This is a genomic window from Pseudomonas fragi (assembly GCF_025426255.1).
Taxonomy (GTDB): domain Bacteria; phylum Pseudomonadota; class Gammaproteobacteria; order Pseudomonadales; family Pseudomonadaceae; genus Aquipseudomonas; species Aquipseudomonas kulmbachensis.
In genome coordinates, this window is sequence record NZ_CP104861.1 from 1531968 (window position 1) to 1556403 (window position 24436).

24 protein-coding genes are annotated in these 24436 nt (G+C 59.7%); 6 read left to right on the forward strand and 18 right to left on the reverse strand.

The genetic code is table 11. The features are described 5' to 3' along the window. Nucleotides 1-93 precede the first annotated feature (93 nt). The 5 genes from N7D90_RS07185 to N7D90_RS07205 all read right to left on the reverse strand — a co-directional run bounded on the left by N7D90_RS07185 (nucleotide 94) and on the right by N7D90_RS07205 (nucleotide 6721). Complete coding sequence (locus N7D90_RS07185) at nucleotides 94-1371, reverse strand: NAD(P)/FAD-dependent oxidoreductase (protein WP_261741515.1); 1278 nt, start codon at nucleotides 1369-1371, stop codon at nucleotides 94-96. Continuing rightward, nucleotides 1364-2953, reverse strand: a complete 1590-nt coding sequence (locus N7D90_RS07190) for an aldehyde dehydrogenase (NADP(+)) (protein WP_261741516.1) — start codon at nucleotides 2951-2953, stop codon at nucleotides 1364-1366. Before N7D90_RS07190 ends, N7D90_RS07185 begins: the two co-directional genes overlap by 8 nt. A 148-nt stretch (nucleotides 2954-3101) precedes the next feature. Beyond that, nucleotides 3102-4049, reverse strand: coding sequence for a dihydrodipicolinate synthase family protein (locus N7D90_RS07195; protein WP_261741517.1), 948 nt, complete (start codon nucleotides 4047-4049; stop codon nucleotides 3102-3104). 47 nt (nucleotides 4050-4096) lie between these two features. Then, nucleotides 4097-5023: a 4-hydroxyproline epimerase gene (locus N7D90_RS07200; protein ID WP_261741518.1), complete on the reverse strand. Its 927-nt coding sequence runs from the start codon at nucleotides 5021-5023 to the stop codon at nucleotides 4097-4099. A gap of 54 nt (nucleotides 5024-5077) precedes the next feature. Continuing rightward, complete coding sequence (locus N7D90_RS07205; protein WP_261741519.1) at nucleotides 5078-6721, reverse strand: APC family permease; 1644 nt, start codon at nucleotides 6719-6721, stop codon at nucleotides 5078-5080. 203 nt (nucleotides 6722-6924) lie between these two features. Here N7D90_RS07205 and N7D90_RS07210 point away from each other — a divergent pair, with 203 nt between their 5' ends. After that, nucleotides 6925-7698 carry an AraC family transcriptional regulator gene (locus N7D90_RS07210; protein ID WP_261742395.1) on the forward strand — a complete coding sequence of 258 codons (774 nt, stop codon included), beginning with the start codon at nucleotides 6925-6927 and terminating at the stop codon, nucleotides 7696-7698. Nucleotides 7699-7701: 3 nt separating this feature from the next. Here the strand turns inward: N7D90_RS07210 and greB are convergent, their stop codons facing one another. Genes greB through N7D90_RS07225 form a run of 3 tightly spaced genes read right to left on the reverse strand, consistent with a single transcriptional unit; the run spans nucleotide 7702 to nucleotide 11421 of the window. Further along, nucleotides 7702-8199, reverse strand: coding sequence for a transcription elongation factor GreB (greB, locus tag N7D90_RS07215; protein ID WP_261741520.1), 498 nt, complete (start codon nucleotides 8197-8199; stop codon nucleotides 7702-7704). Nucleotides 8200-8233: 34 nt separating this feature from the next. Continuing rightward, complete coding sequence (locus N7D90_RS07220) at nucleotides 8234-10738, reverse strand: ABC transporter permease (RefSeq protein ID WP_261741521.1); 2505 nt, start codon at nucleotides 10736-10738, stop codon at nucleotides 8234-8236. Then, nucleotides 10738-11421, reverse strand: a complete 684-nt coding sequence (locus tag N7D90_RS07225) for an ABC transporter ATP-binding protein (protein ID WP_261741522.1) — start codon at nucleotides 11419-11421, stop codon at nucleotides 10738-10740. Before N7D90_RS07225 ends, N7D90_RS07220 begins: the two co-directional genes overlap by 1 nt. A 10-nt stretch (nucleotides 11422-11431) precedes the next feature. On the opposite strand from N7D90_RS07225, the gene N7D90_RS07230 reads away from it, so the two are divergent. From N7D90_RS07230 to N7D90_RS07240, 3 genes are all read left to right on the forward strand, one after another. Next, nucleotides 11432-12037 carry an arylesterase gene (locus tag N7D90_RS07230; RefSeq protein WP_261741523.1) on the forward strand — a complete coding sequence of 202 codons (606 nt, stop codon included), beginning with the start codon at nucleotides 11432-11434 and terminating at the stop codon, nucleotides 12035-12037. Nucleotides 12038-12095: 58 nt separating this feature from the next. Beyond that, entirely contained in the window at nucleotides 12096-12389 is a 294-nt protein-coding gene (locus N7D90_RS07235; RefSeq protein ID WP_003446817.1) for a hypothetical protein, read from the forward strand. A gap of 117 nt (nucleotides 12390-12506) precedes the next feature. Next, nucleotides 12507-13532 carry a L,D-transpeptidase family protein gene (locus N7D90_RS07240; protein WP_261741524.1) on the forward strand — a complete coding sequence of 342 codons (1026 nt, stop codon included), beginning with the start codon at nucleotides 12507-12509 and terminating at the stop codon, nucleotides 13530-13532. A 127-nt stretch (nucleotides 13533-13659) separates the two neighbouring features. Here N7D90_RS07240 and oprI read toward each other — a convergent pair whose 3' ends face one another. After that, nucleotides 13660-13911 carry an outer membrane lipoprotei OprI gene (gene oprI, locus N7D90_RS07245; RefSeq protein ID WP_003172710.1) on the reverse strand — a complete coding sequence of 84 codons (252 nt, stop codon included), beginning with the start codon at nucleotides 13909-13911 and terminating at the stop codon, nucleotides 13660-13662. 497 nt (nucleotides 13912-14408) lie between these two features. On the opposite strand from oprI, the gene N7D90_RS07250 reads away from it, so the two are divergent. Next, the gene (locus N7D90_RS07250) at nucleotides 14409-14690 is read left to right on the forward strand and encodes a GNAT family N-acetyltransferase (protein ID WP_019827604.1); all 282 of its coding nucleotides are present in this window, start codon (nucleotides 14409-14411) and stop codon (nucleotides 14688-14690) included. Nucleotides 14691-14739: 49 nt separating this feature from the next. On the opposite strand, the gene N7D90_RS07255 is transcribed toward N7D90_RS07250, so the two are convergent. The 7 genes from N7D90_RS07255 to N7D90_RS07285 all read right to left on the reverse strand — a co-directional run bounded on the left by N7D90_RS07255 (nucleotide 14740) and on the right by N7D90_RS07285 (nucleotide 21366). Then, on the reverse strand, nucleotides 14740-15837 hold the full coding sequence (locus N7D90_RS07255; protein WP_261741525.1) for an FAD-binding oxidoreductase: 1098 nt from the start codon (nucleotides 15835-15837) through the stop codon (nucleotides 14740-14742). Nucleotide 15838: 1 nt separating this feature from the next. Next, entirely contained in the window at nucleotides 15839-16894 is a 1056-nt protein-coding gene (locus tag N7D90_RS07260) for an aromatic ring-hydroxylating dioxygenase subunit alpha (RefSeq protein WP_261741526.1), read from the reverse strand. Between the two features lie 257 nt (nucleotides 16895-17151). Further along, nucleotides 17152-18264: a M14 family metallopeptidase gene (locus N7D90_RS07265; RefSeq protein WP_261741527.1), complete on the reverse strand. Its 1113-nt coding sequence runs from the start codon at nucleotides 18262-18264 to the stop codon at nucleotides 17152-17154. 25 nt (nucleotides 18265-18289) lie between these two features. Next, nucleotides 18290-19057, reverse strand: a complete 768-nt coding sequence (locus N7D90_RS07270; protein WP_261741528.1) for an ABC transporter ATP-binding protein — start codon at nucleotides 19055-19057, stop codon at nucleotides 18290-18292. 27 nt (nucleotides 19058-19084) lie between these two features. Further along, complete coding sequence (locus N7D90_RS07275; RefSeq protein ID WP_261741529.1) at nucleotides 19085-19798, reverse strand: ABC transporter permease; 714 nt, start codon at nucleotides 19796-19798, stop codon at nucleotides 19085-19087. Further along, nucleotides 19795-20484 (reverse strand): ABC transporter permease, encoded by a 690-nt coding sequence (locus N7D90_RS07280; protein ID WP_261741530.1) that lies wholly within the window; start codon nucleotides 20482-20484, stop codon nucleotides 19795-19797. The genes N7D90_RS07275 and N7D90_RS07280 overlap by 4 nt, the downstream gene beginning before the upstream one ends. Nucleotides 20485-20595: 111 nt before the next feature. Further along, a complete protein-coding gene (locus tag N7D90_RS07285) occupies nucleotides 20596-21366 on the reverse strand; it encodes an ABC transporter substrate-binding protein (RefSeq protein ID WP_261741531.1) in 771 nt (256 codons plus the stop codon). Between the two features lie 345 nt (nucleotides 21367-21711). Between N7D90_RS07285 and N7D90_RS07290 the strand changes: the two genes are divergently transcribed. Then, nucleotides 21712-22647 (forward strand): LysR substrate-binding domain-containing protein, encoded by a 936-nt coding sequence (locus N7D90_RS07290; RefSeq protein WP_261741532.1) that lies wholly within the window; start codon nucleotides 21712-21714, stop codon nucleotides 22645-22647. A 134-nt stretch (nucleotides 22648-22781) separates the two neighbouring features. Here the strand turns inward: N7D90_RS07290 and N7D90_RS07295 are convergent, their stop codons facing one another. Together N7D90_RS07295 and N7D90_RS07300 are read right to left on the reverse strand one after the other, a co-directional pair. Further along, nucleotides 22782-23858, reverse strand: coding sequence for a 3-deoxy-7-phosphoheptulonate synthase (locus N7D90_RS07295; RefSeq protein ID WP_261741533.1), 1077 nt, complete (start codon nucleotides 23856-23858; stop codon nucleotides 22782-22784). Between the two features lie 131 nt (nucleotides 23859-23989). Further along, entirely contained in the window at nucleotides 23990-24436 is a 447-nt protein-coding gene (locus N7D90_RS07300) for a PilZ domain-containing protein (RefSeq protein WP_261741534.1), read from the reverse strand.

Here is a 24436-nt window from a genome sequence, read left to right on the forward strand (position 1 = left end):
GTGGATCTGAATTACCTGGTTGTATGGTTTTACGACGGCTGCGCCGCCGAACGCAGCCTCGCGGAGCTCGTCAGCTGCTACGTACGTTCTGTTTCAGAAACGGTCCAGTCTATAGGGCGCCAGCGCCGGTAACGCATGGGTACTGCCCGCTGATGCCAGTTGTGCAATCATCTCAGCCGTTACCGCTGCCTGAGTCAGGCCCAGATGCTGATGGCCGAAGGCAAGCAGCACTTTGCCGTCGCACACCCGATCAATGACCGGCAGTGAGTCGGGCAACGATGGCCGAAAGCCCATCCAGGGTGTGGCGCCTTCAGCGCTCAGGTCGCGGCGAAATAACCCTTTACTCAGGCGATGCAACTGCCAGGCGCGTTCCATGTTCGCAGGCGCTTGCAGCCCCGCAAATTCAACTGTACCCGCCAGCCTTAACCCATCGGTCATCGGGGTCATGATGAACTTGCGCTCCAGCGAGGTGACCGCAAACGGTAACCGGTCACGTTCGGTGGGCAGCATCAGGTGATAGCCGCGTTCGGTATCCAGAGGGACTTTCTTGCCAGTCAGGGCGCTGGTGAGTTTCGCTGAGTGGGCACCGCAGGCGATCACGACCCGGCGGGCAGTCAACCGGCCCTGAGGGGTCACCAATGAAACCCCGGCCTCGCTCATTTGTCCGCCGGTTACCTGTTGTTTGATGAACTGCACACCGCAGTTTTTGGCGGCTTTTACCAGTTCGCATACCACGCGGTAGGGGTCGATAAAATGCCCCGTACTCGGAAAAAACAACCCGCCCTGGATATTTTCGCTGAGTTGCGGAGCAGTCTCGAGCACGGCTTTTGCCTGCCAGAACTCAACCGGAACCTGTTGCTGGCGCATGCGCGCCTCCAGTGCCTGGAGTGCCTGACGCGATTCAGGTCGTTCGTATACCAGCAACGAGCCGTCTTCCTTCATCAGGCCGGGGCAATCGATGCCCTCCAGCAGCCGGTGCCAGGCACCCAGGCTGCTTTCATTGAGGGCACGAATACCCGCAACGGTGCGTTGAAACGGTGCCGGGCGCAGGTTCAGCAGCAGGCGGGTGAACCAGGGCATGGCCCGAGGCATGTATTTCCAATCCAGGCGCAAGGGCCCCATGGGGTCCATCAGCATGGCGGGCAAGCGCTTGAGGATCGACAGGTCGGCAATCGGGAACACCTGTTCGGTCGCCAGGTGCCCGGCATTGCCGAATGATGCGCCCTGGCCCGGTTCCTGCTGGTCTATGACCACCACTCGCAGGCCCTGGCGCGCCAGTTGCAGGGCACAGGCGACGCCGATAATGCCAGCGCCGACCACCGCAATGTCGGCATTCTGGTGTGGGCTGTTTGACGTGGAGTTATCAGGCATTTTCTTGAGCTTCTCTGTGGCCATCGAGCAGGCGGCGCAGTTGCAGAGGGTTGGCATGCTTGAGGGCGGTGGGCAACAGGCTGTCCGGGAAATCCTGATAGCAGACCGGGCGCAGGAAACGCAGAATGGCTGCGGTGCCTACCGAAGTTGTACGGGTGTCCGAGGTGGCCGGGAAAGGGCCGCCGTGGACCATCGCATCGCACACCTCAACCCCCGTTGGCCAGCCGTTGACCAGCAGGCGCCCGGCCTTGCGTTCCAAGGTCGGGAGCAAGGCTCTGGCACTTTCAAGGTCCGCGTCATCCAGTTGCAGGGTGATGGTCAGTTGGCCTTCCAGATGCTCGGTGACCTGGCGGATTTCGTCATCACTGGCGCATTGCACAATCAGCGACGCAGCCCCAAAGATCTCGGCCTGCAACGCCGGGTCGGTGAGAAAGTCCTGCGCCCGGGTCACAAATAAATGGGTCTGGCACTGGTTTGGTGTGTTGCCCCTAAGGCCTGCGGCGGCCTCTTGTGCGCTGCTCAGTTCGAGCAGCGAGCCGACGCCAGCTTCATAGGCCTGGAAAATCCCCGGAGTGAGCATGGTTTGTGCGGGGCTTTGCTGGACGAGGCTGGCAGCGGTGCTGATAAATTTATCCAGCGCCGGGCCTTGATGTGCAACGACCAGGCCCGGGTTAGTACAAAACTGCCCGGCACCTTGAGTCAGGGAGGCCACGAAGCCTTGGGCCAGTGATTCGCCGCGAGCCTGCAGGGCCGCCGGGAAAAGCAGTACCGGATTGATCGAACTCATTTCCGCATACACCGGGATCGGCTCGGGCCGCGCCTGGGCCGCCTTGCACAGGGCCAGACCACCACTGCGCGAACCGGTAAAGCCGACAGCCTTGATGCGCGGGTCGCTGACCAGAGCAACACCCACCTCGCGACCGGAACCAAACAACAGCGAAAACACACCGGCATGCAGGCCCGATTTTGTCACCGCACGGGCGACCGCGTGGCCAACCAGTTCGCTGGTGCCGGGGTGAGCGCTATGGGCCTTGACCACCACCGGGCAGCCGGCAGCCAATGCTGATGCGGTATCGCCGCCGGCCACGGAGAAGGCCAACGGGAAGTTGCTGGCGCCGAATACGGCCACCGGCCCCAGAGGTACCTGGCGTTGACGCAGGTCGGCGCGGGGCAGGGGCTGACGCTCCGGCAAGGCGTTGTCGACCCGCACATCCAGCCACTCGCCGGCGCGCACGGTACGGGCAAAGGTGCGCAGTTGCTGGCAGGTGCGTCCACGTTCGCCGAGGATACGCGGACGTGGCAGGCCTGATTCGCTGACTGCGCGGTCGATCAGTTCATCGCCAAGGGCTTCGATTTCTTCGGCAATGGCTTCAAGAAAAGTGGCGCGAGTTGCCAGTGGCGTCTCGCGAAAGCTGTCAAAAGCTTCCCAGGCCAAGGCGCACGCCTGCTCGACATGTTCGCCGGTGCCGCCGAGGTAGGCCGGTTCGAGCGCTGTGCCGGTGGCGGGGTTGATCGCCCGAATTGCCTCGCGGCTACCGGTGATGGCTTGCTGACCGATCAGCATGTTGCCTGTCAGAGTCATGGCGTGTTCCTGAAAAAATTGGGCTGGGGGTGTGGGAGCGAGCCTGCTCGCGAAGGTTTCAAGGACATCGCGATTATCCGGTAAGGCCTTCGCGAGCAGGCTCGCTCCCACAGAAGCACCGCTCGTTTAACTGAACGGAGTTGAGCGATCAGGCAACGTTCTGTTCTGCAGACCAGTTTTTGTACCACTGGCGGAACAGGTTGTACTGATTCTCTGCATAGTTGCGCTGGGCATCACTCAGAACATCGGTTTCATTGAAGTGCAGGCTGTATTCGGTGTCGCCATTGAGCACCATCAGGTGCTTGTAATAGAGCACCAGGTCGGTGCCTTCATCGAACGACGACAGCACTGCGAGGGCGGCTTCCAGTTCGCGGGCCAGGCGACGGGCCTTGGGATCGCCCGTGGCTGCTTGCTTGCTCAGGGCTACCAGTTGCAGCACTTCGCGTGGCAGGGCGTTACCGATACCGGTAATGGCACCGGTGGCGTTGCAATTGACGAAACCGTGCACCACTTGGGTGTCAACGCCGACCATCAGGGTCACGTCATCGTCCTTGGAGGTGATGTGCTCGGCGGCGTAACGCATGTCGGCCGCACCGCCGAACTCTTTGAAGCCGATCAGGTTCGGGTATTCGCGGCGCAGTTCGAAGAACAGGTCGGCGCGGGTGGCGAAGCCGTAGTAAGGGCTGTTGTAGATCACCGCTGGCAGCTCAGGAGCAGCCTCGAGGATGGCGGCGAAGTGGGCTTTTTGCGCAGCAGGCGAGGCCGCACGGGACAGCAGGCGTGGAATCACCATCAGGCCTTGGGCGCCGACCTTGGCCGCGTGTGCCGCATGGGACACCGCTTCGCGGCTGTTTACGGCGCCGGTGCCGACGATGGTCGGAATGCCTGCAGCCACCAGGCGTGCCACGCCTTCCTGGCGCTCGGCTTCGGTCAGCAAAGGCCAGTCACCCATGGAGCCGCAGTACACGACGGCGCTCATGCCGATATCGATCAGCTCGCGCCCCTTGGCCACCAGCGCGTCGAAGTCCGGCTTGCGCTGGGCGGTGCACGGGGTCATCAGGGCAGGCATGCAACCGGTGAAAATGTTATCGCTCATTGTTGTAACTCCTGGAGTCGTTTATTCGGATGTGTGCAGCGGGAGGCTTAAATGCCCCACGCGAAAGGGTCTTGTTCGTCGATCAGCAGCGTGCTGTCGGCGGTCATGTAGGCCTGGCCGGTAATGAACGGGCGAATGCGTTCGCCTTCCCATTGATAGCTGCCGACAAACTGGCTGGCGGTGATGCTGGCTTGCACCCACGGCTCGCCTGGGGCCAGTTTTCCATCAGCCGCCAGGCACGCCAGCTTGGCGCTGGTGCCCGTGCCGCACGGCGAGCGGTCGTAGGCTTTGCCCGGGCACATGACGAAGTTGCGGCTATCGGCCTTGTCGTCGTCGGCAAACAGTTCGATATGGTCGATAAGAGCGCCGTCTTCGCCGTGGATACCCTGAGCTTCCAGAGCCTTGAGCATCGCCCAGGTGTACTCGGTCAGGGCTTCGACGTTATCCAGTTGCAGCGCTTGGCCGTGATCGGATACCAGGAAGAACCAGTTGCCGCCCCAGGCGATATCGCCGTGTACACGGCCATGCCCCGGGACTTCAACGGCAACCTGCTGGCGGTAGCGGTAGGCCGGGACATTGCCCACGGTGACGCTGCCGTCTGCATGCAGAGTGGCAGTGACCGGGCCGACCGGAGTGTCGATTTTGTGCTCACCGGCCTCGATCATGCCCAGATGGTGCAACGAGGCAACCAAGCCGATGGTGCCGTGACCGCACATGCCGAGATAGCCGGCGTTGTTGAAGAAAATCACGCCGCAGGTGGCATCCGCCGAAACCGGTTCGCAGTACAGCGCGCCGACCAGTACATCGTTGCCACGCGGCTCCAGCAGGCAGGCCCGGCGCCATTGGTCATGCTGGTCGCGCAAAGCATCGCGCTTCTGGACCATGGTCTGGCCGCTCAACTGCGGGAAGCCTTTGATCACCAGGCGAGTGGGTTCGCCGCCGGTGTGGGAATCAATGATATGTACTTGCTTCATAAACCTATCCATTAGATGAGAACAACGGCTGGGAGGACGATGGCTAACGGTGTCTCAGGACGAAGTCTGGATAAATGCTCCGGTGGCGTGTCGGGCTGGCGCGGTGCGGGCAGGTTGCGGTGCCTCTTCGCTTTCCTCGTCGTCTTCCAGACGCACAAGGTGAGCTGGTACGCCGGTTGCCGCGCCCCAGTAATAGATACCCATTGCGCATACCGCCACGGCCAGGGTGTCGAAGGGGTGAGTGAGCACGCCCATGCCGCCGAAGGAGCCGAGTTTGGACAGTACGATGGTCACGGCGTAGAAGCCGATCAGCCACAAGGAGGAACGCACTTGTTGCGCCAGGCTCAGGTGGTTGGTCGGTACAAAGCGGGCACACAGCAGGTACACCACGAACATCACGATTTGCAGGCCAAGTAGCCAGGACACGGTGTTCCAGCCTGACCAGTAGACGATCAGCGCGGCGATGATGAATGACAGCGGACCCATGACGCTCATCCACTTGACCCGGAACGGGCGCGGCATATCCGGGGCATTGCGGCGCAGCGCGGCAACGGACACCGGGGCTACGGCATAGCTCAACACCAGGGCTGCGGAGACCACGTTGATCAACGCTTCCCAGGACGGGAACGGCAGGGTCCAGAATACCGACAGGCCAAAGGTCAGCCACAGCGCCGGGCGCGGGATGCCGGATTTTTCATCGATGCGGGTGAACACCTTGAAGAATGTCCCGGTTTGCGCCCAGCCGTAGATCACGCGAGGTGTGGCGTTCATGTAGATATTGCCGCAACCGCTGGGCGAGATCACTGCGTCGGCCACCACCAGATAAGCCAACCAGCCCACACCCAATGCCAGGGCGATGTCGCGATACGGCAAGGCCAGTTCCTTGGTCACACCGGCCCAGCCATTGGCGAGCATTTCGGTAGGTACGCCGCCGAGGAAAGCTACTTGCAACAGCACATAGATCACGGTGGACAGCAGAACCGACAGGATCAGGGCAATCGGGATGGTGCGTTGCGGGTTTTTGACTTCGCTGGCTACCGAGATGATAGGTGTCAGCCCCAGGTAGGCGAAGATAATGCCACCTGCAGAAACGGCCATTTGCACGCCCGACAGGCCGAAGGGGGCGAAGCCCTGGGAGTAGAAGTTTTGCGGTTTGAAGAAGGTGAACAGCACGCCGATGACCAGCAGCGGCACGATAAACTTGAACACGCTGACCAGGTTATTGGCCATGGCAAAGGTTTTCACGCTGCGATAGTTGAGCATGAAGAACAGGCACAGCAGGCCGAACTGCAGGAGCCAGCCCAGGATTGAGGGATCGCTGGAGCCTGCCTTGGTCAGTTCGGGGAACCATGCCGCGGCATATTGGCGGGCGGCGACCACTTCAATAGCCACTAGGCTTGAGAATGCAATCAGGGTAATAAAACCCATCAAATACCCGAGCAACGGGCCATGGGAATACACCGGATAGCGGATTACGCCACCGGCGCGTGGCAGGGCAGCGCCCAGCTCACAGTAAACAATGCCCAGCAGCAGTACGGAAAAGCCGCCCAGCAGCCAGGAAAAAATCCCCGCAGGGCCTGCGATTGCCGAAACGTGACTGGCTGCAAACAACCAGCCGGAACCGAAGATGGCACCCAGACCGATAAAGGTCAGGTCCATCAGTGAGAGCTGTTTCTTGAATTTGCCTTTACCTGACATTGCGGCGCCTTTTTGTGAGTTATTGGTTAGGCAGGTGTGATGTCATTTGCCATTGCGCCAAAACCACTGGCGGGTGTGCAATGGCGCTAGATTGAACGTCTCAAGAGGTTTGCGATTGATGTTTTCCATTGAAGCCGATGACGAAATCGGCACAATGCACGCCAGCGGGCATCGCCAGATCCAGTAGTGGGGGAGTGAGATTGATAACGCACAATGCTTTTGCAATCCTGAGCGTGGGCAGCGACTTGAGCCGCCCCGAGAGCCTTGAACAATTGCTCTCGGGCGTGGCGTTGTTGCTGCCGATGCTGGATGTGATTCCCAACGCCGCGATTTTTATCAAGGACATGCAGGCGCGCTATGTATTGGCCAATCGCACGCTGGTGCAGCGTTGCGGTTTGAAACAGCTACAACCCTTGCTGGGCAAAACCAGTGCCGAGGTGTTTCCCGAGCAATTGGGGCCTGGCTATACCGAACAGGATCGACGGGTGCTGGAGCAGGGTCTGGTGCTGGAAGACCAGTTGGAACTGCATTTGTACGGGAGCCGTGAGCCGGGTTGGTGCCTGACCCACAAGCGACCGTTGTATAACCGCATGGGAGAGATCATCGGCCTGGTCGGGATTTCGGTGGACCTGCAATCGGCCAGCGACACCCATCCGGCCTATCAGCGGCTAGCGGCGGTGGATGAGCACATTCGCGCGCACTTCAATCGTCGCGTCACGTTGGGCGAGCTGACGCGGATTGCCGGTATATCGGTGGCGCAACTGGAGAGGTACTGCAAACGGGTGTTCCACCTGACGCCACGGCAGATGATCCAGAAGGTCCGCCTTGAGCATGCCCATAGGCTGCTGCTGACCGAGATCCCCATCACTGAAGTCGCCTTGCAATGCGGCTACACCGACCACAGTGCATTCACCCGCCAGTTCAAGGCATTGACCGGTTTTACGCCGCGTCAGTATCGCGAGGCTACGGCGCGCTGAGCGTTACGGGTAATCAATCGCGACGATATACACCCACTGCTCCCCGGTGGGTGTGTGGACCTGTACTTCGGCATCCAGCGCTTTGCCGATCAGCGCCCGGGCCAGAGGTGAGTCGATGCTGATCAGGCCTTGCTTGAGGTCAAGTTCATCGGGCCCGACGATGCGATAGCGCGCCTGTTTGCCGTCTTCATCCTCAATGGTGACCCAGGCACCGAAGTAGACCTTGTTCGGATCGCTGGGTTTTTCGCTGACGACCTTGAGGCTTTCAAGGCGCTTGGTCAGGAAGCGCACCCGGCTATCGATCTCGCGCAGCATTTTTTTGCCGTAGGTGTATTCGGCGTTTTCCGAGCGATCGCCCTGGGCCGCCGCCTCGCTGACCGATTGCGTGACCTGCGGCCTGCGTACGTGCCACAACTCGTGCAATTCGGCACGCATCCGCGCTTCACCTTCAGGGGTGATCAGCGCGGTGCCGGCAGGGCGGGGAGGGCGATAGCGACTCATGGGCAATCCGTTGTCAGTGAAGGGCGCGAGTCTATCAGCCCTCGCGCAACACGGTTAGCGGGCTGGCATTGAGTGCTCGGCGCGTGCCGAACACACCTGCGCCGCCGACCATCACGGCGCCCAGTACCGGCAACAGCAGCAGCCACGGATGCGGGTGCCACGGCAGGTCGAAGGCGAAGCGGTACAGCACCAGGCTGACCAGTTCGGCGCCCAGTGCCGCGAGCAAGCCGCTGGTAGCACCCAGCAGGCCGAACTCGATGCGCCGGGCCTTGACCAGCAGTTGGCGCTCGGCCCCCAATGCCCGCAGCAAGGCGCCCTGGCGAATACGTTCGTCGAGGGTGGATTGCAAGCCGGAAAACAGCACCGCCATGCCTGCCGCCAATACAAACAACAGCACGTATTCCACGGCAATGGTTACTTGCGCCAGGATGCTGCGCAGCTGTTCGAGCAGGGCGTCGATGGGCAGGATGGTCACGGCCGGGAAGCTGCGCGACAGTTCGATGACTTCCTTGTCGTGCCCAGGTGCCAGGTAAAAGCTGGTGAGGTAAGTGGCCGGCAGGTCCTGCAAGGTGCCCGGTTGGAAGATCATGAAAAAGTTGGGCTGGAAGTTGTCCCAGTTGATGCTGCGCAAACTGGTGACCTGAGCTTCGCGATTGACTCCGGCAACGGTAAACATCAAGTGGTCGCCCAGCTTCAGCTTCAGGCTTTCGGCGACTTTGGCTTCGACCGACACACCAGGCACATCCCCGGCAGGCTGTTGGGTCCACCAGGTGCCTGCGGTCAGTTCGTTGTCGGCTGGCAGGTTAGCGGCCCAGGTCAGGCTCAGGTCGCGCTGAGTGGCTTTGTCGCCGCTGGAGTCCTTGCTGACGATGTCTTGCACCGGTTCGCCGTTGATACTGATCAAACGCCCAGGAATCACTGGATACAAGGGCGCGGCCTGGGCTTGAAGGGTCATCAGGTGGGCGCCGAAAGCGTCCTTGTCGGCCGGTAAAATATTGAGCGCAAAGTAGTTGGGCGCATCCTTGGGCAACTGGTTTTGCCAAGTGTCGAGCAACTCGCCACGCAGCAGGGCGATCAGTGCCATCGACAGCAGGATCAAGCCGAAGGCCAAGGCCTGGCCTGCGGCTGCCAGCGGGTGGCGCAGCAACTGGCCCAAGCCGAGGCGCCAGGGCAGTGAGGCCCGTGCCAGCAGGCGGCGAAGGCTTTGCAGGCCCAACAGCAGGATGCCGCCAAGCATCAGTGCGGCAATCACCCCGCCACCGAGCAGGGCGAAGGTCAACACCAGATCGAGGCTCATGCGCCACATGATCAGCCCGAGGGCCAGCAGGGCCGCGCCGTAGACAGTCCAGGTGCTGGCGGGAATCGGTAGCATGTCGCGGCGCAATACCCGCAGCGGCGGTACGCGACCCAGCGCGGCCAGCGGCGGCAGGGCGAAACCTGCGAGTGCTACCAGACCGGTGCCCATCCCGGCGATGGCCGGGATCAGACCGCCGGGCGGCACGTCAGCAGGCAGCAAGTCATGCAGCAGGGCGAACAGCCCAAGCTGCGCCAGCCACCCGAGCACTGCGCCTGCAAGGCTGGCCAGCAGCCCGAGTACCGTCAGTTGCAGGGTGAACAGCCACAGGGTTTCGCGCCGCGACAGGCCCAGGCAGCGCAACAGGGCGCTGGCATCAAAGCGTCGATTGGCAAAGCGTGTCGCAGACAAGGCCACGGCCACGCCCGAAAGCAACACCGCCACCAGGCTGGCCATGTTCAAGTAGCGCTCGGCCTTGCCCAGCGCGCCGCCGATCTGCTGGTTGCCATCACGGCCATCCAGCAGGCGTTGGTTGGCCTCCAGGCCGGGTTTGATCACCTGGCGATAGGCTTCAAGCGCTGGCGCTTCACCGCGCCACAGCTCGCGGTAGGTGACCCTGCTGCCCGGTTGCACGATGCCAGTAGCGGCAAGGTCGTCGAGATTGATCAGTACGCGCGGGGTGAGGCTGTAAAGGTTACCGGCACGGTCTGGCTCGTACGTCAGTACGCGGGTGATGCGCACGGGTTTGGAGCCGATATCGATTTCGTCGCCGACCTTGAGGTTCAGCGCGGTGAGCAGGCGTGCTTCGGCCCAGGCTTCGCCGGGGCTGGGGCCGCCGCCGGGTTGCTCTTCGGCGTAGGGCTGGGGGGCGCTTTTCAGTTCGCCGCGCAACGGGTATGCAGCATCTGCCGCCTTGATGCTGGAGAGCTGGATGCCGTTGTCGGTGGCAATCACGCTGGCAAACTCGACCACCCGGGCATGCTGGAGCTGCAGATCGGTGCCGACCTTGATTTGTTCTTCGCGGGCAGGGGAGCTGCCATCGAGCACCAGGTCGGCGCCGAGGAATTCGGTAGCGCGCAACAGCATCGCGCCATTGAGACGGGCCCCGAAGTAGCCGATGGCGGTACTGGCCGCGACCGCGACCAGCAGGGCAAAGAACAGCACGCGCAACTCACCCGCGCGGGCATCGCGCAGCAATTGGCGTACGGCGAGGCTTAGCAGGCGCAATAGCGGCAAACGTGCCATCAGGGCTCCAGAGGGCCGACCAGATGGCCAGCTTCAAGGCGGATCAGGCGCCGGCAACGATGTGCCAGGCGTTCGTCGTGGGTCACCAGCACCAGGGTGGTGCCGCTTTCCTTGTTCAGCTCAAAGAGCAGGTCGGTGATGCGCTCGCCGGTGTGGCTGTCCAGGTTACCGGTGGGTTCATCGGCAAACAGCACATCCGGGTTGGCTGCAAACGCCCGGGCTATGGCGACACGTTGTTGTTCGCCGCCGGACAGCTGGCGCGGTGAGTGGCTCAGGCGTTGGCCCAGGCCGACCCGCTCAAGCAGATGCCGGGCATGCTCACGGGCATCTTTGCGGCCATCCAGCTCCAGCGGCAGCATGACGTTTTCCAGGGCATTGAGGCTGTCGAGCAGTTGGAACGACTGGAACACAAAACCCACGTGTTCGGCTCGCACCCGTGCGCGCTGGTCTTCATCCAGCGTGCTCAGGGCGCGTCCGGCCAGGATCACTTCGCCCTGACTGGGCAGGTCCAGGCCTGCGAGCAAGCCCAGCAATGTGGACTTGCCGGAACCGGATGCGCCGACAATCGCCAGGCTGTCGCCCTTGTTCAGCTCTAGGCTCAGGGGGTGGAGGATGGTTAACTCGCCTTCCGCGCTGGGAACCACTTTGCTAAGGTTCTGCGCGGTGAGAATACTTTCGCCCATGGAGAATCCAATGCGTGTGTGGTTTTTAAGTGCTGCTCTGGCCCTGATGTGCATGGCGCAGACGGCAACGGCGGGAACAATCTTGATCGTTGGCGATAGTATCAGCGCGGCTTTCGGCCTGGATACCCGTCTGGGATGGGTGTCGCTGCTCAAACAGCGGCTTGTGGAGCAAGGATACGACGACAAGGTAGTCAATGCTTCGATCAGTGGCGACACCAGCGCTGGAGGGCTGGCGCGGCTGCCCGCGCTGCTTGCAGAGCATAAGCCCGAGGTGGTTATTGTGGAGCTGGGTGGCAATGACGGTCTGCGTGGCCAGTTGCCAGCGCAATTGAAACAAAATCTTGCGGGGATGATTGATGCCTCGCAAAAATCGGGTGCCAAGGTGCTACTGCTGGGGATGCAGTTGCCGCCCAATTATGGTGCGCGATATACCCAGGCATTTGCTGCGGTTTATACCGAACTGGGTAAGGAAAAAAACGTCGTGCTGGTGCCATTTTTCCTTGAGGGCGTAGGGGGAAAACCCGAGTTGATGCAAGCCGATGGCATCCACCCGGCGGTCGGAGCGCAGGGGCTTTTGCTGGATAATGTGTGGCCGGCGCTAAAACCCCTGCTTTGATGCTTTTCTAGTGGCAGTGTTTCGGCTAAGGTGGCGCCCCCCCGATTTGGAGCCCCTGATGTCGCGTCCTGCCTGGTCTTTATATGCCTATCAACTGATCGAGCCCGATGAGCAGCTCGATTTGTTCGCCTGCCAGGAGGTACGGGTGCATCTGGTGACGCGTCAACTGGAGCTGGGAGGCACCATTGACCGTACGTTGTGCGGCTCATTGCTGCCAGCACAGCCGCGCTGGTCGGATGTCACGCGCAAGGTCTTTCAAGACCATCGGCTGTGCCCGCTGTGCCGGGCAATTATCGAGTCGCAGCGCCGTGGCACCGAGCCTATCTGGCCAGAGTTGCGCTTCGAGCTGTAGAGTTGCGCTTTGAACTATGATGTTACGTGTTTGACGTCTTAACCGGCCCGCGATCCCTGCGGGCGCGGTGTACACTCCCTTTTTTGTCCCCCGTTGATTATGCGAAGGATGTTCCGGATGTTGTCGCGCCTACCTGCCGTCACCCGCTACCTGTCAGTTGCCGCACTTTGTGTTGCGGGTCCCGCTGTCGCGCTTGAATTCCCGTTGCCACCGCCTGGCGAAGATGTCGTCGGCGAGGTGCAGGTGATCAAGGGCAAGTACGAAGACTCCTTCGCTGATCTGGGCAACAAGTACGAACTGGGTTACTCGGAAATGATCGCTGCCAACCCTGGGATTGATGCCTGGTTGCCGGTCAAGAAGAACCTCGATGGCACCATAGTCGACACCGATATCGTGTTGCCGACCCAGTTCATCCTGCCGCCGGGCAAGCGTGAAGGGATCGTGATCAACCTGGCCGAGTACCGGTTGTACTACTTCCCCAAAGACCAGAACAAGGTTTACACCTTTCCGCTGGGGATTGGCCGTGAAGGCTGGGGTTCGCCTTTAGGTCAGACCAAGGTCACCGCCAAGACGCCTAATCCAACCTGGACCCCACCGGCTTCGATCAAGGCAGAGCACGCCAAAAATGGCGATCCGCTGCCGAACGTGGTGCCTGCAGGCCCTGATAATCCGTTGGGCCCGTTCAAGTTCACCCTTGGCATGCCGGGCTACCTGATCCATGGCTCGAACGCGAAGTTCGGTATTGGCACCGGGACCAGCCATGGTTGTTTCCGCATGCTCAACCAGAACGTTCTTGAAATGTCGCGCATGGTGCCTGTCGGTACGCCGGTAAGAATCATCAACGAGCCGTACAAGATTGGCGTCAGTGGCGGCAAGGTTTTCCTCGAGGTCCATGAGCCCCTGAACGTCAAGGATGGCTCCTTGTTGGCGGTCAGCGACAAGTCCCACTTGACCCCTGAAGATTTGCAGAACAAGTACGCAGGCTTCATCAACTTTCTGCTCAAGCACAAAGACCTGGAAAACAAAGTCCAGATAGACAAGGACAAGGCGTTCCCGGTAGTGGGTGCCGAGACGGGCATACCGGCAGAAATCGGTGTATCCAACTCAGTGGCCGTCGGCCAGTCGCTGGACTACGTGCAGTAAAAACGCACTAAAAAAAGCCGCCGCGGTTATTAACCTCGGCGGCTTTTTATTGCCTGTTTAGTCGCTGGCAGGCAATAAAAAAGCCGACCTAAAAATAGGTCGGCTTGGTAACAATCCCGAAGGACTATTACTTGCGGCTTGCTTTTTCAAGCATGCGCAGAGCGCGCTCGTTAGCTTCATCAGCAGTCTGTTGTGCTTTTTGAGCAGCAGCCAGAGCTTCGTCAGCTTTACGGTAGGCTTCGTCAGCACGAGCCTGGGAGCGAGCTGCTGCATCTTCAGTTGCAGTCAGACGGGCTTCAGTTTCTTTAGATACGCTGCTGCAACCGGTAGCCAGAACTGCGGCCAATGCCAGAGCAGAGAATTTCAGAACGTTGTTCATCGTGTTCCCCTTCAAGGACTTTCTAATTAAAGCTGTTCCTTCAAAGTGAGGAAACAGCCGGCGTACATAGTACCCATTAGTTGTAGTAAGTAAAATGACCTAGCGCAAGAACCAAAAAAAATAATTGGAAAGCATTGTTGATGGGCTAGCTTTAACAGATTGTGTTTGTAAAACAGTCAGTTTCAAGTGTTACGCAATGCCATGCCGGTGTTGCCAGTACGTGACTTTAAATGCGCGTCTACGTCATAGCCTCAACCTTCCGAAAAATGTTCAGGGCTTCTTTCGGGTTATCGGGCTGACGAAACGTTTGGGCAGGCTTATTCTGCTGACAACTGCCGATCGCATGAATTGAACATTTGCCTTGAGAGTGGCTACTCTTTGCTCAGTCCTGTCGACCCGTCGCGTGTTGGCAGTGTGGGCGATGGCGTAGTAGTTCCCTCGGCGGAAAAACATCAGTAAGGTAGGGGTCACGGTTCGAGACCCGCGAAGGAGCAATGATGAGCGAGGCGTTGTCTATCCACCATGACCAGGCAGGTCACCAGTTTGAGACCACTGTCGACGGTCATCGTGCTTACCTGACCTACATGGATCTGGGCAAGCAGACTCTGGATATCTATCGCACGTTCGTGCCCAACGCCTTGCGTGGTCGGGGTATTGCGGCAGCATTGACAGAGCAGGCGCTCGATTACGCCGACAAGATGGGCTATGAGGTGATCCCCTCATGTTCTTATGTTGAGCGCTACATGGAGCGCCACAAGCGCCCTCAAGCCAACACCTGAAAGCAGATTCACAAAAACGCCGGGCACGCCCCGGCGTTTTTGTGTGCGGCTATAACTGCACGGTGATCGCGCTGGTGGGGCGCGTACAACACAGCAGGATGTCGCCATGTTGCGGTGCCTCCAGCGGTTCCTCCAGATACTCCACGGTTCCCTCCTGCAGTCGTACCTGACAGGTGTTGCACAGCCCCGCCCGGCAGTTGAAGGCGGGCTCAAGGCCTGCCTGCTCGGCCAACTCCAGTAGCGAGTGACAGTTTTCATCCCACACCACCCGAGTACCGGACGGCATAAAGCACACGCTCAGCGTGTCGGCTTCCGGGCGCTGTGCGGTTGGTGGACTGACAGGTGCTGCCAGCGGGCTGACCTCGTCTTCTTCAAGCACGGCAGCCGGGCCAAAGAACTCATAGTGGATACGTTCCCTGGCGACCCCCAGGCTGCGCAACAGGCGCCAGTTCGCTTGCATGAACGGGCGTGGGCCGCACAGGTAGACATCGTAGTCGTCCAGCGGCAGCAACTGTTGCAGGGTCTGGCGGGTAATCAGGCCTTCGCTATGGTAACGACTCCGGTCGTCTGCGCCGGGGGTGCGATAGCAAAAATGCACGTTGATACCCGGGCGCCGGTCGGCCAGGGCCAGGACTTCATCGCGCAGGGCATGTACCGTGCCGTTTTCGCAGGCATGCACAAAATACACGGTGCGGCTCGAGTCGCGGCTCAGGCTGTGGAGCATGCTGACCATCGGCGTCAGGCCAACCCCGCCGCTGAACAACAGCACGGGGCGGGTACTGAGTTCATCCAGCACAAAGGTTCCGGACGGGCCTGCGACTTGCAGCAAGTCGCCCGTCTGTACGCAGTCATGCAGGTGGTTGGAGCCCAGCCCCGGCGGCAGTTGAGGCTGGTCAAGGGGTGCGGGTTCGCGCTTGACCGAAATCCGTACCTGGCCCGGTTTGGCGGCGCAGGCGCTGAAGCTGTAGTTGCGCAGCAACGTGCTGTTGTTTGCCAGAGTCAGGCGCAGGGTGAGGAACTGCCCTGGGCGAAAATCCAGACGGCTGATACCGTCCGCAGGTGCCAGCACGAAGGAGGTGATGATGGCGCTTTCCGGTTGCTTGTCGATTACCCGCCAGGCACTGAATCCCGGTGTTTGCGTACTCATCTCAGGCCTCCACTGCAGGCATCAGCGGGATCAGCTGTTCCGGTTGCTCAAGTGCAATCAAGCGCGCCAGGTTACGCCGAAACCGCAGTGGGCCCGCGTCTGAAGCCAGGTCAATATTGGGGCTGCGCTTGTGGGTCATGCCTTGATGGACTGCGCTGAGCACAATCCGGTCTTCGGCAAACGCGTGGCGTACGTCTTCATCAAACTGACGGGAAATATCCGGGTTGTCCTGATCGAAATTGCGCACCTGAAACCAGTAATAGCGCGTGTTCGATTCGTCGATGGGGGTCATGAAGTTATAGGAGTTCATCAGGAACACCTGCTCATGCAGCTCGCCATCATCGCTACCGGTGCCCGCGGGGGTGAAGATGGCCTTGATAATGGCCTGCGCGGGGTAGTGGACTTCGTAGTGTTGCTTGCGATCGCAGTTGCCGCTGAATTTGACGAACTTGGCATAGAAGGGCGCAACTTCAACGTCACGCATCCAGCGCGAAACGATTACGCCGACATCGCTGACCCGGGTTTGCAGCGGCTCCTGGGCGCAGGCGGCGTTGCCAAAAGATGACTGATGGACCCACGCTACATGGGACGGATCAAGCAGATTGTCGGTCATGTACAGGTAGTTGCACGGGATAAGCATGCTGTCGCCACGGTTGAGTCCCCAGGCCGGATCGTCCCATTCGGGTACCTGGCAAATCTTGTCGGCATCGGCCAGTTCGGCATCGCCCATCCAGATCCAGATCAGGCCGTAGCGCACTTGCAGCGGATAGCTGCGCACTTTTGCGCCCTTGGGGACATGGCTGCTGCCGGGGGCCTTGACGCAACTGCCGGAGCAGTCGAACGTCAGGCCGTGATAGCCGCATTCGATGTCATCGCCCTTGCGTCGGCCCAACGACAGCGGCAACTTGCGGTGCGGGCAGGCATCCTCCAGGGCAACCGGGGTGCCATCGCCCTTGCGATACAGCACCACGGACTCGTTGAGCAACTTGACGGCAAGCAACTCCTCACCCAACTCGGTTTCACTGGCTGCGACGTACCACGCGTTGCGCATAAACATGCGGTCTCTCCTTATTATTCTGGTATGTGCCCTGTGCGAGGACGAGACCAGAATAAGAGGGAGCGCTTGAGTAAGAATAGATGGGTAAATCTGTTGTTTTGTTTAGATTTTCTTAACTGATGACGTTGATCGAGTACACCCCTGTAGATACTCTGTTCCAGATCAAGCCCCAGTGGGAGCGAGCCTGCTCGCGAATGATCTTCGCGAGCAGGCTCGCTCCCACGCTTGAAGTATCTCTGCGGCAGCGGCTACAGGATTTATGGTGTAGCTGACTTGGTCAGTTCTTCCAGCGCCCGCTCCCAGATCTGCCGCGTACGCACCCAGACCAGCTCTTGCCAGTCAGGGTCGGCCGGGAAGAATTGCTCCAGCAGTTTGAGTTTGATCTGTCGCGCCTCGGGGCTGAACAGGTCGCCGTGCAAATGCAGCCACTGATCGTCGCGCAACACCGTATGAATCTGCTCGCCGGGGTAGGTGCCGCACTCGATCACAAACGGCATCAGTTGCACTTGGGGCAGGGCATCAATGATTGCCTGCGAGGTGTAACCGGTGGCGGTGGCGGCCACCCCCGTGTCGCTGTGGCTACCAGCACCGGTCATCAAGGTATACAGCCACGGACCGAACAGACGCTGGGCATCTTTCAGTGCCGGGTAAGGGGCCTGGGCGATGGTCATCAGCATCGGATGGCCGTACTCACCGGCCCCGGTGTGCAGGTCGAAGCACATGACGCTGCTGGCGTGCCCCAGATGCTCCTGCAGAATGCGGTGCAGCGTCCGGTTCGACCAACTGGCAGCGTTACCGCCGTAAAACAGCCCATCGGGATGGCGATACTGGCCCGCTTCGACAATCGACATCACCGTCGACCAGCCTTCACGTTGCACCCGCTCATTGAGCAGGGCATCCGCCTGCTCGCGGTGCGGGCCGCGCAGTTGGTCGCAGGTATAGATCGCGTGCAGTGCTTCGTAAGGCTGGTTGTCGGGCGCTGCCTGATTGAAGTCCAGGTAGTTGCGATTGAGGTCGATATTGTCTTCGTTAACCCGGCGCATCCAGGCCGTGCCCCACGGGTTGATCAAGTGAATCATCAACACCGCGACATCCTCGGGCAGGCTGCGCTCGCGCAAGTCGTCCAGCCATTGACGCTGACAGTCCGAGCCGTAATAGCCTTCCACGCCGTGGGTGCCGCTCAGGGCTACCAGCAGGTGTTTGGCCTGGGGGTTGCCGATCAGCGCGACGTCGGTGCTCAGTGCCTCGCCAAATGGGCCGCGTAGTGGATGGGGATACTCATGAAGTTGCGCGCCAACTTCGTTGGCCGCCGCCAGAAATTGTTCCCGCTGGTGGGCAAAACTGCGGTGTGAAGGGAAACCTGTGGTCATGCCTTTCTCCTGTTGAGCTGCCTGCTCACTTCAAGCGCCCGGAAAGAAACTGGGTCAAACGCTCACTCTTGGGATTGACCAGCACTTCGCCCGGCGGTCCTTGTTCTTCCACCAGTCCTTGATGCAGAAACATCACATGGTTGGAGACATTGCGCGCAAAACCCATTTCATGGGTCACGACCACCATGGTGCGGCCCTCTTCAGCCAGGGCCTGCATCACCTTGAGTACTTCACCGACCAGCTCCGGGTCCAGGGCCGAGGTGGGCTCATCGAACAGCATCACTTCCGGTTCCATCGCCAGAGCCCGGGCAATCGCGACCCGCTGCTGTTGTCCGCCGGAAAGATGGGACGGGTACTTGTTTTCGACTTCCGGTGCCAGGCCCACTTTGTGCAAATACTGGCGCGCCCGCTCGATGGCTTCCTTGCGCTTGATGCCCAGCACATGCACCGGGGCTTCGATGATGTTTTCCAGTACGGTCATGTGTTGCCACAGATTGAAATGCTGAAACACCATGGCCAGCTTGGTGCGGATTTTTTGCAGCTGGCGTGGATCAGCCACACACAAGGCTCCGTTCAGATCCTGTTTGGTGCGGATCGGTTCATCGTTGACCGTGATGCTGCCGGCGCAGGGCTGTTCCAGAAAGTTGATGCAACGCAGGAAGGTGCTTTTGCCCGAGCCACTGGAGCCAATAATGCTGATCACGTCACCGGCCTTGGCCTGGAGCGACACGCCCTTGAGGACTTCGTGATTGCCATACTTCTTGTGCAAGCCCTCGATACTGAGTTTGTACATGCTCGATGTTCTCCAAATGACGCCAGTTTAATGGGCCTGCGGTTGCAAGAAGGCTAGCCAGCGGTTTTCGCAGCGGCGAAACACCCAGACCAGGGTAAAGACCATCACCGCGTACAACACGGCGGCCAGGCCAAAGGCTTCAAACGAGGAGTAGGTGGCCGAGTTCACATCGCGAGCGACCTTCAACAGATCCGGCACCGTGGCGGTAAAGGCCAGGGTGGTGGAGTGCAGCATCAGGATCACTTCGTTGCTGTAGAACGGCAGCGAGCGGCGCAGCGCCGAGGGCAGAATGATGCGTCGGTACAGAGTGAATTCAGACATGCCGTAGGCACGCCCGGCTTCAATTTCGCCATAGGGCGTGGCTCGAATGGCTCCGGCAAAAATCTCCGTGGTGTAGGCACAAGTGTTGAGCGCAAACGCCAGCAGGGTGCAGTTGATGCCTTCGCGAAAGAACGCGTCCAACGCCGGCTGGTCACGCACTATCTGCAAGCTGTAGATCCCGGTGTAGAGAATCAGCAGTTGGATGTACAAGGGCGTGCCGCGAAACACGTAAGTGTAGAACCACACCGGGATGCGCAGCAGCGGGTTGCGCGACACCCGTGCGACAGCCAATGGCACGGCCAGAGTGCCACCGATGGCAATCGAAGCAACCAGTAGCCACAAGGTCATGGCCACGCCCGACAGCTGATAACCATCGAACCACAGGTAGGACTTCCAATATTCCTGGATGATTTCGTTCACAGTTGGGCACCTCTGACGCCGACCGAATAGCGACGCTCAAGCCACATCAATACGCCGTTGGACACGGTGGTCAGGGCCAGGTAAATCAGCCCGCCGATCACGCTGAAAAAGAACAGGTCCATCGAGTTTTTACCGGCATCCTGGGTGACTTTGACGATGTCGATCAAACCGATGATCGACACCAGCGCCGTCGCTTTGATCAGTACTTGCCAGTTATTGCCGATGCCCGGCAGCGCGAAACGCATCATTTGCGGGAACAGCACGCGGATGAATACCTGACGCCGGTTCATGCCGTATGCCACGGCTGCTTCGAGCTGGCCGGCAGGCACGGCCTGAAAGGCTCCGCGAAAGGTTTCGGTGAAATAGGCCCCGTAAATAAAACCCAGAGTCAGCACCCCGGCGGCAAACGGGTTGATGTCGATCTGATCGACTTGCAGCCATTCGGTGAAGTTGTTCAGCCAGATTTGCAGGCTGAAAAACAGCAGCAGCATGATCACCAGATCCGGCACGCTACGGATCAGCGTGGTGTAGCCCGCTGCCAGATTGCGCAAGGTCCGTTGTTTCGACAGCTTGGCCGACGCGCCGATCAGGCCCAGTGTTACGGCCAGCAGCATCGACAGCAGTGCCAATTGGATGGTTGCCAGCGTCCCTTCGACAATCAGTGAGCCATAGCCCTGTAAAAGCATGTTCTGTCGCTCCAGAGGCAACGACGGCCCGCAGGCCGGTTGCGCGAAAGTGCAATACAAGGCGCCGGACCACCTGCATGCAGGCTATCCGGCACCGTTCAGACGCGGGCTTCAGTTATAGATATCGAAGGTGAAGTATTTTTTCTGGATGGTGTCGTAGGTGCCGTCCTTGTGCATGGCTGCCAGTGCCCGGTTGATGGCTTCGAGCAATACCGGGTCATCCTTGCGCAGGCCGATGGCGATGCCTTCGCCGAGGATCTCGGTGTTGGTCACCGCGTCACCGGCGAACGAGAAACCGGTGTTCTTGCTGGTCTGCAAGAAGCCGATATCCGCCACGGCAGCATCGGTCAGGCTGGCATCGATACGACCACTGATCAGGTCGGGGTACAGCAGGTCCTGGTTGGGGTAGGTGACCATGATCACCCCCTGCGGCGCCCAAATGGCTTTGACGTAAGCTTCCTGAGTGGTGCCCTGGGCGACGCCGACACGCTTGCCTTTGAGCGACTCGGGGGTCGGCAGCAGGCCGCTGTCTTTCTTCGCGATCAAGCGGTTGGGAGAGTTGTAGAGGCGATCCGAGAATGCGACGTTCTTTTTGCGCTGCTCGTTAACGGTCATGGCTGATAACACCGCGTCGAACTTCTTCGCGCGCAAGGCCGGGATACTGCTGTCAAACGGGGTCTCTACCCATTTGCACTTGACCTTGAGTTCGGCGCAGATGGCGTTGCCCAGATCAATATCAAAGCCCACCAGTTCACCCTTTTCGTTTTTGGACTCGAAGGGCGCGAAAGTGGGGTCAACACCGAAGCGAATCTCGCTCAGATCCTTGGCCAGAATGCCGGTAGATGCCAGTGCCAAGACGGTTGCGAGGACAAGTTTTTTCATTGTTATTTTCCTTTGTCAGACGGATTCAGCGTTATGACCGATCTACATATACGATGCGCATTGACCGTACCTGTATATACATGACGAGCAAATTACAGGCCAATTCGGTGGGATGGCGTGCCAGAGCGGTTCTCTGGCCTGGTACGGGCCACTAACGCGCGGGCTGTGCCAGCCAGTAGGGTGTGCCGTTACGTAGAGTTACATCTGTGTGGGAATTTTCCTCGCTGTGCGGCGCAGGGGCTCTTCAGAATACGAGGCTTTCATTTTTCTAAAAGAGGGTGAAAGCTGTGGCTTTCTATAGCTCAGCTAAAGTATCGACCCGCTGAATTGCCTCTGGAGATGTGGATGAACAGCTTGCCTTCCCTGCGTGCCTTGCAGGTTTTTGAAGCCGTTGGACGCTTTGGCGGGATTGTGGAGGCGGCCAGGCGCCTGGGGATTTCGGCCGGGGCTGTCAGTCAGCAGATGAAACTGCTGGAGGACACCCTGGGTTTGAGCCTGACCCACAAAGTCGGCAAGCGCATCCGCCTGACCGTTGCCGGGCAGCGTTATCACGAGAGCTGTGCCGCTGCTTTTGAAAGTTTGCGCATTGCCCAGACCGAAGTCGAGCGCTCGAAAAATGCCAGCAACCTGCGCATCAGCGCGTTGCCGTCGCTGCTTTCGGAGTGGTTGGCGCCGCATATTTATGCCTGGCAGGCCGAGCACCCCCAGCTCAATGTGTTTCTTGATGGCAGCCATGCCGAGCCGTCGCCTGACGGCTATGACATCGACTTTCGCTTCACCTACGGCGATTATGTGGCGAGTGAGAACGCCATTGAGCTATACCGCGATTGCGTGGTGCCGGTGCTGAGCCCGCAGCTGTTGCGCACCGAGGCGCCGCTCAACAGCCCGCAGGACTTGCTGGCCTATCCCTTGCTGTCGATTGACTGGTTGCCCAAGTTTGCTTCACCACCGTCGTGGCGCGACTGGTTCAAGGCCCAGCAGGTTGACTGCGAAGGGTTGCGCGACGGTTATCGGGTTTATTCATTGTCGGCCATGGCAATCCATGCCGCTCAAGCGGGGCAGGGTGTGGTGTTGGCGCAATACTCGATGGTGGCTGATGCCCTGGCGCAGGGGCGCTTGGTCATGCCGTTCCCTTACGGCTTGCCCTTGCCTTCAGCGTATTTTCTGGTGGGCGCCAAGGGCGCTTTTGACAACGCGCATTGCCGCGATTTTCATCGCTGGATGGTGGCGCGTGGGCGGGAGCAGATGGTGGCAAGCCAGCGTTTGCTGGGCTCAGACTGACCTGTAGCCGCTGCCGCAGGCTGCGAGAAGGTCCGAAGGACCTTCGCCGTTGAAGGCAGGACAGCTAGGCTGCCCATCGCAGCCTGCGGTAGCGGCTACAAGTTGAGGAGTATCAGCACTACAGATCAGGTGTGTTAGCCGCGATCACGTTTTGGCAGCACATCCTTGAGCTTGGCATGCATGCTGCGCAAGGTGCTTTCGGTGGCCGCCCAATCGATGCAGGCATCGGTAATCGACACGCCGTATTGCAGGTCTTCGAGGTTTTTCGGGATTGCCTGGCAGCCCCAATTCAAGTGACTTTCGACCATCAGGCCGATAATCGACTGGTTGCCCTCGACGATCTGGTTAGCCACGTTTTCCATGACCAGCGGTTGCAGCGCCGGGTCTTTGTTGGAGTTGGCGTGGCTGCAGTCGACCATGATATTCGGACGGATTTTTGCCTTGTTCAGCGCTTGCTCACAGAGCGCGACGCTGACCGAATCATAGTTGGGCTTGCCGTTGCCGCCGCGCAATACCACGTGGCCGTAGGCGTTGCCCTTGGTGGTGACGATCGACACGCCGCCTTCCTGGTTGATCCCCAGGAAGCGATGCGGGCTGGAAACCGACTGCAGGGCGTTGATCGCCACGGTCAGGCCGCCATCGGTGCCGTTCTTGAAACCTACCGAGGAAGACAGACCGGAAGCCATTTCGCGGTGGGTCTGCGATTCGGTGGTACGGGCGCCAATCGCCGACCAGCTGATCAGGTCCTGCAAGTACTGCGGGGAAATCGGATCAAGGGCTTCAGTGGCCGTTGGCAGGCCCATTTCAGCCAGATCCAGCAGCAGTTTGCGGCCAATGTGCAGACCGTCTTCGATCTTGAAGGAGTCGTCCAGGTACGGATCGTTGATCAGGCCTTTCCAGCCCACGGTGGTCCGTGGCTTTTCGAAATAAACGCGCATCACCAGGTACAGCGTGTCGCTGACTTCTGCGGCGAGCACTTTAAGGCGCTCGGCATACTCATGGGCAGCCTTGATATCGTGGATCGAGCAAGGCCCGATAACAACGAACAGTCGATGGTCGGTGCCATCCAGGATGTTGCGAATCACCTCACGGCCTTTGGTCACGGTCTGCAGAGCCGTTTCACGCAAAGGCATTTCGCGCTTGAGCTGTTCAGGTGTGATCAGGGTTTCGTTGGAGGCAACGTTTAGGTCGTCGATCGGTAAATCAGCCATCGTGTTACTCGTCAGGTCACGGGTGCCGGCCGCCAGCGATCCCCGTGCGGCGGAGCACTGCTTGGTTGATCGCATCGGGGAGCCGAACCTTAACGCGTTAACCGGTTATTCGACAATGGGCAAGCACAGCTTTAATCCAGCACTGCCTGCGCCATTGCGTGATCGAGGGTCGCCTGGGAGAACTCCGCAGCGTGGTGACTGACCCATTCCAGGGCCAGGGCCTCCAGGTCTTGCGGGCATGGATTTTGTTGGCGCTGGAGGCGTGAGTAGTGCTCGATCTGGCAAATCTGTTCGCCCATGCGCGCGCCAAACAGTGTTTGTTCGTCGATCAGGGCAATCCCGACGCGGTAACCCTGCAGGTGTTTCTCGCACCAGGCGATATAGCCTGGGTAATGTGCGTTTTCCCCCAGGGTGGGCATGTACAGGTCGACCGCAGTGCCGCGTCGCCAGCCTCTATCGCTATTGCATGACACGCCGCCGAGGCTGATAGAGTGCAGCTTCTGACGCGAAAGTGAAGGTTGTTTGCGCAGCGTTATTTCAACGGGAACATCATCTGGGTGAGGTAAAAAACGACCCAT